The sequence below is a fragment of the Nonomuraea sp. 3N208 genome, assembly GCF_052245935.1.
Lineage (GTDB): Bacteria > Actinomycetota > Actinomycetes > Streptosporangiales > Streptosporangiaceae > Nonomuraea.
On sequence record NZ_JBQQBR010000051.1, the window covers coordinates 1 to 12275 of the forward strand.

At 69.4% G+C, this 12275-nt stretch carries 9 protein-coding genes; 1 reads left to right on the top strand and 8 read right to left on the bottom strand.

Annotated elements, in window-relative coordinates; all coding sequences use genetic code 11:
• Positions 1–2514: M14 family zinc carboxypeptidase (locus tag ACTWPT_RS49560; RefSeq protein WP_443184536.1), on the bottom strand; the 2514-nt coding region annotated here is incomplete at its 3' end.
• Positions 2515–2642: 128 nt separating this feature from the next.
• Positions 2643–3629 carry a hypothetical protein gene (locus tag ACTWPT_RS49565; RefSeq protein WP_443184537.1) on the bottom strand — a complete coding sequence of 329 codons (987 nt, stop codon included), beginning with the start codon at positions 3627–3629 and terminating at the stop codon, positions 2643–2645.
• Positions 3630–3870: 241 nt separating this feature from the next.
• On the opposite strand from ACTWPT_RS49565, the gene ACTWPT_RS49570 reads away from it, so the two are divergent.
• The gene (locus ACTWPT_RS49570; protein WP_443184538.1) at positions 3871–6195 is read left to right on the top strand and encodes a rhamnogalacturonan lyase; all 2325 of its coding nucleotides are present in this window, start codon (positions 3871–3873) and stop codon (positions 6193–6195) included.
• Positions 6196–6252: 57 nt separating this feature from the next.
• On the opposite strand, the gene ACTWPT_RS49575 is transcribed toward ACTWPT_RS49570, so the two are convergent.
• From ACTWPT_RS49575 to ACTWPT_RS49600, 6 genes are all read right to left on the bottom strand, one after another.
• Positions 6253–7263 carry a LacI family DNA-binding transcriptional regulator gene (locus ACTWPT_RS49575; protein WP_443184539.1) on the bottom strand — a complete coding sequence of 337 codons (1011 nt, stop codon included), beginning with the start codon at positions 7261–7263 and terminating at the stop codon, positions 6253–6255.
• A gap of 37 nt (positions 7264–7300) precedes the next feature.
• Positions 7301–8122 carry a carbohydrate ABC transporter permease gene (locus ACTWPT_RS49580; protein WP_443184540.1) on the bottom strand — a complete coding sequence of 274 codons (822 nt, stop codon included), beginning with the start codon at positions 8120–8122 and terminating at the stop codon, positions 7301–7303.
• Complete coding sequence (locus tag ACTWPT_RS49585; protein ID WP_443184541.1) at positions 8119–9060, bottom strand: carbohydrate ABC transporter permease; 942 nt, start codon at positions 9058–9060, stop codon at positions 8119–8121. The genes ACTWPT_RS49580 and ACTWPT_RS49585 overlap by 4 nt, the downstream gene beginning before the upstream one ends.
• A gap of 1 nt (position 9061) precedes the next feature.
• Positions 9062–10303, bottom strand: coding sequence for an ABC transporter substrate-binding protein (locus ACTWPT_RS49590; protein ID WP_443184542.1), 1242 nt, complete (start codon positions 10301–10303; stop codon positions 9062–9064).
• Between the two features lie 130 nt (positions 10304–10433).
• On the bottom strand, positions 10434–11366 hold the full coding sequence (locus ACTWPT_RS49595) for a hypothetical protein (RefSeq protein WP_443184543.1): 933 nt from the start codon (positions 11364–11366) through the stop codon (positions 10434–10436).
• Positions 11367–11465: 99 nt separating this feature from the next.
• Entirely contained in the window at positions 11466–12035 is a 570-nt protein-coding gene (locus tag ACTWPT_RS49600) for a hypothetical protein (RefSeq protein WP_443184607.1), read from the bottom strand.
• Positions 12036–12275: the final 240 nt, after the last annotated feature.

Here is a 12275-nt window from a genome sequence, read left to right on the forward strand (position 1 = left end):
CTGCGGGAACAAGCCCTTCGGGTGGTTGCGGAACATCGGCTCGGTGCCGAACAGCACCACGGCCGCGCCCCGTTCGTCCCGGCCGCTGACCACGGCCGCCTGTCCCCTGGCCGCGTCCGGGCCGCCGGTGCCGTCCTCGGCGTTCGGCCGCCAGTGGCCGGACACGAGCGGGCCGTCGGCTGCGTACGACTGCTCGACCGTGACCCCGGCCCCGAGGGCGGTGAACCAGCGTGGCGAGTACACGAACGAGTGCTCGGGCGACCCGCTGCCGACGGGGCCGGACGACGAGGTCACGCGTACCACGCCGTTGGCGTCGCCGCGGCCGGCGACAGCGGTCGCCGTGAGCAGTCCCGCGGCGGCGTTGAACGCGGCGCCCGTCCCGCCCCGGGTGATCACGCCGCCGGTGGCGAGGAAGGCGTCGAGCGCCGTACGGGCGGCCGGGTTGAGCGCCGCGTAGCTGAGCCCGCTGGAGACGTACAGCACGTCGGTCCCACTCCAGTCGAAGCCCGCGTTGAGCACGGCGGTGGAGACGGGGGTGACGGGGAAGCCCATCTCACGCAGCGTGAACAGCTCGTCGGCGGAGGCGGCCGCGGCGACGCGCACCTGGGACAGCGGCGTGCCGGCGGCCGAGCCGGCCGGCGTGAACGCCACGCCGAAGCGGTCGGACACGGTCACGGCGGCCTGTCTGGAGGCGGCCGGCACGATGGCGCTGCCGTCGTTGGTCCAGGTCACGGCCACGCCCTGGGCGAGCAGGTCGTTCAGCGCCAGGGCCTCCTTGGCGTCGGTCACCTTCAGCGCGAGCGGCCCGGAAGTACGTGCGACGGATCCGGTGGGCGCGGCGGCCTTGACCGGCTCGGACGACACGTGGAGCGGGCCGGAGGCGACGCTGTCCACGGTGGCGCCCCAGAGCATGCCGTGGCTCCAGCCGGAGATGTCGTACATCGCATCCACCCGCGGGGAGATGTCCTCGCCCGGTTCCAGCATCACGTTGGCCAGCCCGCGCTTGGGCTGGCGCATGTCCACGACGTAGGAGCCGGCCGGGTACGTCTTGCCGTTCAGGCGGAACGGGCGCCCGGCCCGCTCGACCCGCACGTCGTTCGCGATGAGGTGGTCGACCAGGCGGGCGGCCGCGGTGGCCGAGCGCTGCCCGGTGATGACGTACGCGCGGGGGAAGGTCGTGTTGTAGACGTCCTCGGGGCCGAAGCCGGGCACGATGCCGAGCGGCACGACCTTGGACGGCTCACCGGCCGCGCCCCGCCGGAAGACCTCGATCTGGTCGGCGATCAGCTGGTCGTGCTTGGAGTGCACGAACCCGTAGGTGGCCCGGATGGCGGCGGCGGCCACGTCGGTGTTGATCGCGGAGCGGCGGCGCAGCTCCTCGACGGGCAGGTTGTAGTCGGCGTTGTTGACCCGGAGCGGGATCTCGACGGTGTGCGAGGCGACGGTGCCGTGGAACGGCGCGTACTGCGGGGTGAAGATCGGCGGCCAGTCGTCCCAGCCCTCGTCCGAGTCCCGGAACGGGATCTGCACCGGGTGCACGCCGTCCTTCGCCGGCGTGTAGCCGAGCCCGTTGACGGCGGCCTCCATGCCGAGCCCGTTGGCGTAGGTGTTCTTGATGAACAGGTCGTACTCGTAGTTGGCGCCGTGCGGCGGCGTGGTGGGCTCGATGAGCGTGCCGTTGACGTAGCCGTGCAGGTCGATCATGGCGACCGGCTGGGTGTCGATCATCACCTGGCGCATGGCCCGGACCTCGGGCTGGGAGGCGGTGATGAAGTCGCGGTTCATGTCGAAGCCGGCGCCGTTCGCCCGCGTGCCGTTGACGCGGCCGTCGGGGTTGGCGGTGATGTTGAAGTACAGCCTGGTGCGTTTCATGAGGTCGGCGACCTGCGGGTCGGTGCTGGTCGCGAGCTCCTCGATGGTACGCAGCGCGCCGTCGGTGCCCTCCCACTCGTTACCGTGGATGTTGGCGTTGACGAAGATCGGCGCCTTGTACCTGGCGGCCAGCCTGCGGTCGCGGGCGGCCCCGGCCGGGTCGTTCTCGATGCGGTCGCGGATGACGCTCTGCTCACCGGCCTCGCCGCGGCTCTCAGGGGCGGTGAGGGTCACGAGGTAGAGGTCGCGGCCCTGGTGGCTGCGGCCGATGAGCTCCACGCTGACGCGGTCGCTGCGTCGCTGCAGGTCGTTCAGCTTGGGCGCGATGGCGTGGTACGGCACGAGGCCCAGCTTGATGGAGGCGTCGGCGGGGTTCTCCGCGGGGATGGGGAGCTGGGTCTGCCTGGGGTACCCGCGGTCGCGGGACAATCCGTACGATCCGGTCGTCTCCGGGGCTCGGCGGAGCGTCTCGGCCTGCTTCCCCTCCGCGACGCCTGCGGCCACCTCGTTCCGCTCGGGGCCGTTGCCGAAGTCGCGTACGGCGGGCTGGGGCGGCTCGGCGGGCTCGGCTGCCGCCGACCCTGGCGGGACGAGGAGCGCGGCCGAGACGGCGATGCTCAGGAAAGCTGCATATAAGCGCACAAAGGCCTCCACGAATCAGTAGTGCGGTCTCGTTCGTACGTTTCAGTGCAAAACCCCACAAGACGCCGTGATCAGAGCGACGCGCAATCCATGTCAATCTGTGTCGCCCGGATCGCCCGCCGGCCCGCTCAGCGGGCATGCCACGGGCGTGCGTGCTCGTCGACGATCTCGGCCAGCCGCTGGAGCCGGGGCACCGCGCGGGCCCGGAGCGCGGCGGCCAGATCATGGGATGAGACGTCGATGCCGACGAGGTCGCTCCAGATGGCACGTCCGGCGAGCATCCCGGAGGCTCCCGCGCGGCAGGCGGCCCGCACGGCGGCCGGGAAGTCGTCGCGGTCCACGCCCTGCGAGAGCACGACCCACGGGACGGGGATCACCTCGTCGAGGCGCGCGCACTCCTCGACCAGGCGTTCCTCGGGCGCGGCCCCTCCGAGCGGGACCTGGGCCTTGTAGAGGCTGGGACGCAGCCCGGCCAGCTCGGCGGCCGCCTCCCTGATCATCGCGGGCCCGTCGAACGAGGGCACGGAAGTGGCGGCGGAGGCAGGATCCGCGGCGACGCCGGTCGCGGAGGCCGCCGCGACGGCGGGCGCGGAGGCGGGGGCCACGGCGGGTGGTTTGGCGACGCCTTCGAGGACGGACAGCAGCCCCGCCGCGGCGCACCGCCGGACGAACTCGGCGGCGATGTCCAGACGCCGCTGCCGATGCTCGTCGTCGCGCCAGATGAGCAGCAGCTTGGCGGCGACGGCGCCGGCCCGGCGGGCGGCCGCCAGGTCGACGCGCTCGTCGATCGAGGTGTCCTCCACGGGCCCGTCCGGGGTCTGCTGGAGGTTGTCGACGGCGACGATCAGCCCGCCCGGGATCAGGCGCTCGGCCGCCACCCGGGAGAAACCGTAGTCCTGGTCGATGAGGAACCCCGAGGCATGCGGCCCCACCTCCCTGGCCACCGCCAGCTTGAACACCGTCAGCGTGCCATCGCCCACCCGCTCGCCGGTGGCGGCGGCGAACATCTGCCTGAGGCTCTCGCGCTGGTCCATCGCCACCATGGCGAATCCGCCGGACGGCCGGGCCAGCAGATCGAGCGTCGGAGCCGGCGTGGTGGTCTCGGAGGTGGCCATAGGGAGCTCCAATCCGGGTCATGCGTTCCCGTGGCCGAGGCGAGCGGGCGCCGCGGGCACACCAGCCATCATGGGCACAGGAGCGACACGGACGCGAGCCCGCGATCGGCAATTCAATTCACTGCAACTCGTGCATTCATTTCGCGAAAAATGCCGCCGAAATCCATCCTTGACAAAACTCACAAGCGGCCAATAACCTCCGGGAGATTTTATCGATTTAATGCGCCAGGAGCCCTGTGCCATGAGACCCCCCAGCGGCGTTCGCCGCTTACTCGCCACCGCCTTGGCCGCCCTGCTCACCGTGTCGGCGACCGCGGCCCCGGCCACCGCCGGCTCCGGAGCCGGGCACGGCGCGGGCGTCCGGCTCGAGCACCTCGACCGTGGCCTGGTAGCGGCCTCCACCAGCGAGGGTGTGTTCCTCAGCTGGCGGCTGCTCGGCGACGAGGTGACCGGCGCCGGCGCCACCGGGATGGAGGGCGCCGACTTCCGCGTCTACCGCGACGGCCGCCCGATCGCCACGGTGACCGACAGCACCAATTACCTGGACGCCGCCGGCACCGGCTCGGCCGAATATCGCGTCGCCCCCGTCGTCAAGGGCCGGGAGGGCCGCCGAAGCGCCGTCGCCACGCCCTGGGTTAAATCGTTTTATGATCTTCAGCTGAAGAAACCGGCCGACGGCGTGACCCCGGCCGGCGAGGCGTACACGTACTCTGCCAATGACCTGAGCGTCGGCGACGTGGACGGCGACGGCCAGTACGAGTACGTCGTGAAGTGGGACCCGTCCAACTCCAAGGACGTCTCCCAGCGCGGCTACACCGGCAACGCCTACATCGACACGTACGAACTGGACGGCACCCTCCGCTGGCGGCTCGACCTGGGCGTCAACATCCGCGCGGGCGCTCACTACACGCAATTCCTGGTCTACGACTTCGACGGCGACGGCCGCTCGGAGATGATGCTCAAGACCGCGCCGGGCACGAAGATGATCCGCTACGGACGCGACGGCCAGGTCGTCTCCGAGCGCTACGTCACGATGCCGGAGCAGGACGTCAAGGCCGGCCACTCGCACACCGACGACTACCGCAAGAGCGCGGCGGACTACTTCGACCACGTGGTCGGCATGTTCGAGAAGTGGCACGAGCACCCCGAGGTGGTGGCCGGACGCTGGCCGGCGACGCTGGAGCAGGCCTTCGGCATCGCCCCGAGGCACCAGTACCCGCTGTCGCACGAGGCCGCCGTCGACCTGGCCACGTACTTCGTCGACGTCTACGCCCCGAGCCGCAGCGGCAACAACCGCCTGCGGGAGTTCGCCGGGTTCGTCATCACCGGCCCCGAGTACCTGTCGGTGCTGGACGGCGCCACCGGCAAGGAGCTGCAGACCATCCACTACAAGCCGGGCCGCGGCGACGACGGCCTGCTGTGGGGCGACTATGCGATGGCCCGCATCGAGCCGGGCAACCGGGTGGACCGGTTCCTGTCCGCCGTCGCCTACCTCGACGGCAAGCGGCCGTCGGCGATCTTCGCCCGTGGCTACTACACGCGCACCACGCTGGTCGCCTACGACTGGAACGGCAGGAAGCTGAAGGAGGTCTGGTACGTCGACAGCGGCCACGCGCCGATGGCCAACCCGTTCAACGCCTCCCCCCACGGCGTGCCCGGCAGCAACCCCGAGTACGCCGACCTCACCACCCAGGGCTTCCACTCGATGAGCGTGGCCGACGTGGACAATGACGGCCGGCAGGAGATCGTGTACGGCGCCGCGACCATCGACGACGACGGCGACCTGCTGTACTCGTCGTTCGCCGAAGGCCCGCCGCAGAGCAACGTGCCCGGGCAGAACGTGCGGCTCGGCCACGGCGACGCCATGCACGTCGGCGACCTCGACCCCGACCACCCGGGCCTGGAGATCTGGACGGTGCACGAGGGCGCCGCGTGGGCGCCGTACGGATGGGCGATGCGCGACGCCGCCACCGGGAAGGTGCTGTTCGGCGGCTACAGCGGCCGGGACACCGGGCGCGGCATGGTCGGCGACATCGACCCCGCCATCCGCGGCCTGGAGGCATGGTCGTCGATGCCGCCCAACCAGGAGATCCAGGCGGGCCTGTGGTCGGCGCGCGGCGAACACCTGGGCCGGACCACGCCGGGCACGAACATGAGCATCCGCTGGGCGGCCGACATGACGACCCAGCTCGTCAACGGCACCGCCACCACCGTGTTGCAGACGCCGACGATCGACGACTGGAAGCGCGGCACGGTGCTCACCGCGGAGGGCACGCTGACCAACAACTGGACGAAGGGCAACCCGGGGCTGGTGGCCGATGTGTTCGGCGACTGGCGGGAGGAGCTGCTGACGCGCACGGCCGACAGCTCGGCGATCCGGATCTTCCTCAGCACGGAGGTCACGGACCGCAAGCTGTACACGCTGATGCACGACCCGCAGTACCGCGTGGAGGTGGCCCGGCAGCAGACCACCTACAACCAGCCCGCCTACCCGAGCTTCTACCTGGGCTCGGACATCGACTGGTCGCGGGTGCCGGTGCCCCGCTTCCGGACCCCCCAGGGCTGAGCCAAGCGAGTCGACCGGCGGCGGTCAGCCGCCGGTCGACGTCAGCGGCCGGAGTCGTCAGCCGCCTGTCGACTCGCGGGCCACGACCGTGAAGCGGCTGATGAACTCCCGCGCGACCTGCCGCTTCTTCCCCTTCTCCGCCAGTCGCCCGACCAGGAACCGGACGGCCGTGCTCGCCATCAGCGCGTGGTCGGGGTCGATCGACGACAGCGACGGCACGATGAAGGCGCCCTCGGCGATGTTGTCGAACCCGATGACCTTGACGTCCTGCGGCACGCGGACACCGGCGTCGGCGAACCCGCGCAGCGCCCCCATCGCCACCGTGTCGGTCACGCAGAAAGCGCCGTCGAACTCGACCCCTGACTCGCTCACCCGCCGCGCGGCGGCGGCCCCCTGCTCCATGGTGAGCGCGTCGATGTGCACGAGGAGCCGCGGGTCGAGGGGGATGCCAGCCTCCTCCAGCGCCTCACGGTAGCCGTCGTAGCGCAGTCTGGAGACGTCGACCTCGTCCCCGGGCCCGCCGTCGATCAGCACGACGCGGCGGCAGCCCCGCTCGATCAGGTGCGCGGTCGCCGCCCGCGCGCCCTCGACGTTGGGCATCGCGACGTGGTCCAGCGGCCCGTCGAAGATCCGCTCCCCCAGGATGACCATGGGGTAGTCGACCTTGAGCAGGTGGGTGTCGGCCGGCCCCAACCCGACCGTGCTGAGGATGAGCCCGTCGTAGAGCCGGTTGCGGGACAGGGCGAGCGCGTCGAGCTCGCCCTCGCGCGAGGCCCCGGTCTGCTCGATCGCCACCTTGAGGTTGTGCCGGGCCGCCGCCGTGATGATCTCGGCGGCGAGCTGCCCGTAGTAGGGCCGGTCGACCTCGGGCACGGCCAGCCCGATCGTGCCGGTGCGCCCGGTCCGGAGATTGCGCGCGGCCACGTTGACCCGGTAGTCGAGGTCGGCGATGGCCTGCAGCACGCGGGCTCGGGTCTCCGTCTTGACGTGCGGGTGGTCGTTGATCACGTGGGACACCGTCATGGCGGACACGCCTGCCGCCCGCGCGACATCCTGAATCGTCACCATCCCCGCCGCCTCACCGGAGAATCCTCTCATGGCTGATCTAGCCCTTGACGCTGCCCTGCAGGAGCCCGTTGACGATGTGGCGCTGCATCACGATGAAGAAGATCACGACGGGGATCAGCACGATCACGCTGAGCGTCATGAAGGCCGGCCAGTCCACCGAGTACTCCCCGACGGCCTTGTAGACCTGCAGGACCAAGGTCTGCTTGTCGGGCGAGCTGATGAAGACGTTCGGCGTGATGAAGTCGTTCCAGATCCACATGGTCTGGAACACCCCGACCGTGATGAGGATCGGCCGGATGAGCGGCAGCACGATCCGCCAGTAGATCTGCCAGGGCCCCGCGCCGTCGATGCGAGCGGCCTCGAAGATCGAGATCGGCAGCGACCGCAGGTAGGCCTGGATGAGGAAGTAGCAGAAGATCGAGCCGGCCGCGTACAGGAAGACGAGCCCTTCCAGGCTGTCCACCAGCCGCAGCCCCACCAGGATCCGGTAGACGGGGATCAGCGTGGCCTGCCCGGGCACCAAGAACGCGATCACGAGGAGCACCCCGACCACCCGGTTGAGCAGCGTCTGGCGCAGCAGCATCGCGTACGCCGCCATCGACCCGATGACCAGCATGATCACGATGGACACGGCGGTGACGTAGAGGGTGTTGAGGAACGACTGCAGGATCGGCGTGCTCTCCAGCACCCGCACATAGTTGTCCAGGTAAAGGCTCGTCGGCGGCGCGAGCGGCGCGGCGGACGTCTCCTGCTGCGTCTTGAACGTGTTGACGACGATGTAGTAGAAGGGCACGCCGACCACGGCCGCGGCCAGGATCATGGCCAGGGACAGGATCGGCGAGGAGCGCTGTTTCCTCATGAGAGGCGTCCCTCCAGGCGGCGGGACAGGACGAGCTGGACCGCCACGATCGCCCCCACGGCCAGCATGAAGACCACGGCCAGCGCGGAGGCCTGGCCGAACTTGGCCTGGGCGATGCCGCTCTGGATGATCGACTGGGTGATGGTGAAGGTCGCGTACCCGGGGCCGCCCTTGGTGAGGGTGTAGGGCAGATCGTAGACCTTCAGCCCGCCGGTCATCAGCAGCAGCGAGCTGACGGTGACCGCGGGGGCGAGCAGCGGCAGCGTGATCCTGAAGAACGACTGGCGCGGCGAGGCCCCGTCGACCCGCGCGGCCTCGTAGTAGTCGCCGGGGATGGACTGCAGGTACGCCAGGTAGAGGATGGCGTGCCAGCCGGTGGACGACCAGACGGCGACCATGATGATCGACAACTGGGCGAGCGTGCCGTCCGACAGCCACGGCACGGGGCCGAGCCCGCCGACCGCGTCGAGCAGCCAGTTGAGCGCGCCGGACCCGAGGGGCGACAGGATGAACCCCCACACCAGACCGAGGATCGCGATGCTCGGGATCGCCGGGAAGAAGAAGACCGCGCGCACCACGTTCCGGCCGAAGAAGCGCCGGTTGAGCAGCACGGCCAGCGGGATCGCCAGCACCGTGACGATCGCGGTGGTGCCGATCGCGTACAGCAGCGTGAACCCCAGCCCCGCCAGCATGGACGGATCGCTGAAGATCTTCCGGTAGTTCTCCAGCCCGACGAAGTTGACGTCCGTGGAGTAGCCGTTGAAGTCGGTCACGCTGAAGTAGAGCGACTGCGCCAGCGGGATCGCGAACAACACCGCGAACACGATCCCGATCGGCACCAGGAACGCCTGCAGGCGCAGCCCTTCGAGCCTCTTCGGCGAGGTGAGCCAGGACAGGGCGCCCGTCGGTGCGGGCGCCCTTCTGCCGAGCGCGGTCATGTCAGCCCTGGGCCAGCCGGTTGTCCAGCGCGGCGGCGACGTCCGCCGGCTTGGCCTGGCCCTGCACCATCAGCTGGAGCTGGGCAACGCCCTCGGTGTTGAGCGCGTCCTGGACCCGCGGCCAGGCGATCTGCGGCAGGTAGAAGTTGCCGTCCTTGAGCGCCTGGAGGTTGGGCTCCAGCACCTTGTCGATCACGGGGGTGACGTCGGACGTGGTGGTCATGGCGGCCGTCTGCTTGTTGAACAGCGTGACGCCCTCTTTGCTGCCGAGGTACGTCAGGAACGCCTCGGCCTCCTTCTCGTGCTCGGTCTTGGCGTTGATGGCCCAGCCGGGCGAGGCGGCGCCGCCCCAGAACGGCTCGCCGTCGGGAGTGGGCACCCCGGCGAAGACCATGTTCATTTTCGGCGCCTTCTCTCGCAGCGAGGTCACGTCCCACGGACCCGCGGGGATCATCGCGACGCGGCCGTTGGCGAACTCGTCCACGATCTGCTCGCCCTTCAGGCTGACCGCGTCCTTGCCCAGCACGCCGCTGGTGAACAGTTGGTTGAAGGTCGTCAGCGGTCCGTTCCACAGGTCGCCGAACTTCTTCTTGCCCGCGAAGATCTGGGCGTCCACGTCGCCGCCCTGGCGCGCGTTCTCGTGGCCGACCAGGGCGGCGAAGGTGAGCGGCATGCCCGCCACCGATTCGTGGTACGGCGTGGTACCCGCCGCCTTGAGCTTCTGGCACAGCGCGATGAAGTCGTCCCACTTGGTGGGGAATTCGGTGACGCCCGCCTTGGCGAGGAGGTCCTTGTTGTAGAGGATGCCGGCGGACCACGACGAGATCGACATGCCGTAGGCCTTGCCGTCCACGGACCAGGCCTCGGTGTTGAACTTGGACATGTTCGCCATGAACGGCTTGCCGGTCAGGTCCTTGACGAAGCCGCCCTGAACGAGGTTGGTCTTGTTCTCCGCGGCGATCACGAACACATCCGCCCCGGTGCCCGAGACGAGCCTGGTCTGCAGCGCCGCGATGTACTCGGCTACGGGCGGGGCCGTGGAGAACTCGATGTCGATGCTGGGGTTCTGCTTCTCGAAGGCGTCGATGAGCGGCTTCATCGTCTGCTCGTTCTCCCAGGAGAAGAAGCTCAGCTTGGTCTTGCCGCCGCCGCTGCCTTCACTTCCCGAGCCGCATCCGGCCGTTGCGGCCAGGACGGCGGCCGCTGCCGCCAGCGTCGCGACTGATCTTCTGAGCAGGGACATCGCTCACCTCTTTGGCGATCGTTACCGTGGGGGGATGGGCGCGGGGATGGACATCCACGCGCGGGGCGACCGGCCAGTCTTGCGCCGGTTTATCGATACAGTGGTTTGTATCGATAAAAATCGGCAAATGTCAAGGATGTGTTGCCGGGCCCTCAACGGGCAGAATCGGGCCGGTGAGCGGCTCGTTGCGATCGCAGGTCAGCACGCCGTCGCACACCCGCAGCCGGGCCGCGTGCACGGCCGAGCGCCGTCCGCTGTCCGGCCCGTCCGGGTGGGTGAAGTAGAAGACCAGCGCTTCTTCGCCGGTCACCACGACGTCCGCGTGGTGCCCGTACCCGGCGTCGTGGTCGCCGGTGCCGGGCTGGTCGAGGATGAGCCCTTGGGGCTGCCAGGTCTCGAGATCGTCGGATCTGAGCACGCGCTGGCCGTGCCATTCGTCCACGATCATCCAGTGGTGGCCGCCGAGGGTGAACACGTTGGGCCCCTCGTGGGCGGAGATCGTGACCGCCGGGCCCTTGACCTTCCATTGATACAGGTCCTGGCTGTCGGCGGCCCAGGTGTGGGAGCCGTCGGCCTCGTCCTTGTACCAGAGGCGGTGGCCGCCGCCGGGCAGCGGGGCCACGCAGGCGTCGATCACGTACGCGGAGGACAGGTCCAAGGTGGAACGGTAGGTCCAGCGGACGAGGTCGGGGCTGGTGTAGTGGCGGATGTGGCGTTCATGGGACCGCCAGTTGCCGGGGACGCCGCGGATGACGCTGACGTACATGTGGTACGTGGCGCCGTCGTCGACGATCTCCGGCGCCCAGTACGTGTGCCGCCCCCACTCGAGGTCGAGGCCTTCGATGGTCCCCCGGTACAGCCAGGTCACGCCGCCGTCGGCGGAGGAGGCCACGCCGAGGTCCGTGCCGTGGACCCAGCTGACGTCCTGGCGGCGCGGGGCGGTCGCCCGCCTGCTGGTGTAGACCAGCCACCACGCGCGCTCGGCGCGGTTCCAGATCACGGTGGGATCTGTGGCGCCGTCGAACATGGGGTCGCGGTAAAGCGGCCGGGGAACCTCCGTCATGACCATCCTTCCCTGTAGATCGGTTTTGTAACGATACAGGCGAGGAGGGCACCCCGAATGGGATGCCCTCCTCGTGGACGGACTGACCGATGAGCCTGCCTAGTGCTTCACCGACACGGTCGTCGTGACCGGGGTGGTGTCCTTCTCGGCCCAGGCGCGGGTGTCGAAGGCGGCCGGGTGGCTCTTGCGGCCGATGCCGTCGCCCCACTTGGTCACCACGTACTGGATCTTGATGTGGCCCTCGCCACCGACGCCGTCCACGCCCAGGGTGTCGGGGTTGAACGTGCCGCCGGTCAGTTCGGCGAAGGTCTTGGCGTCCAGGTCTAGCATGACGCCGCGGCTGGAGGGGTCGCCGGGACCGCGGTCGCCGACGAAGAAGGGCAGCTTCTTGCCCTTGTAGACCACGTAGCCCTCGGTCATGAGCGGCCAGCTGGGGCTGGCGGCCAGCCCCTTCTGCATGGGCTTGCCCGCGGCGGGCAGACCGGTGTCGCCGGCTCGACCGGAGGAGTCGTCCCAGAAGTAGGACGCCGTGGTCGAGCCCATGAGCATGGCCTTCTGGGCGGCGCCGGCGTCCGAGCCGGTGTCGGCGTGCGCCGTGGTCGAGCCGATGGTCAGGGCGCCGAGGGTGGAGGCTGCGAGCAGGGCGATGGAGCGCATGCGGGCAGTCATGGTCAAGGGTCAGTCCTTTGTTAGGGGACAACGTACATTGCACTCGCTTGACGGACGTAGCCCAGGCATCAGGCCATACGGTCACTACGTGGAGCGCTAGAGAGTCCGGGAAACCGTCCTTCAGAGGTAAGGAGCGGGTCATTTGCCCGGCAACTGGAACTACGTTACCGACTCGATCCGGACAAACGCAAACAAAACACCACGAATCCGGCAAAGATCTACCCTGCGGGGTAAAGCCGG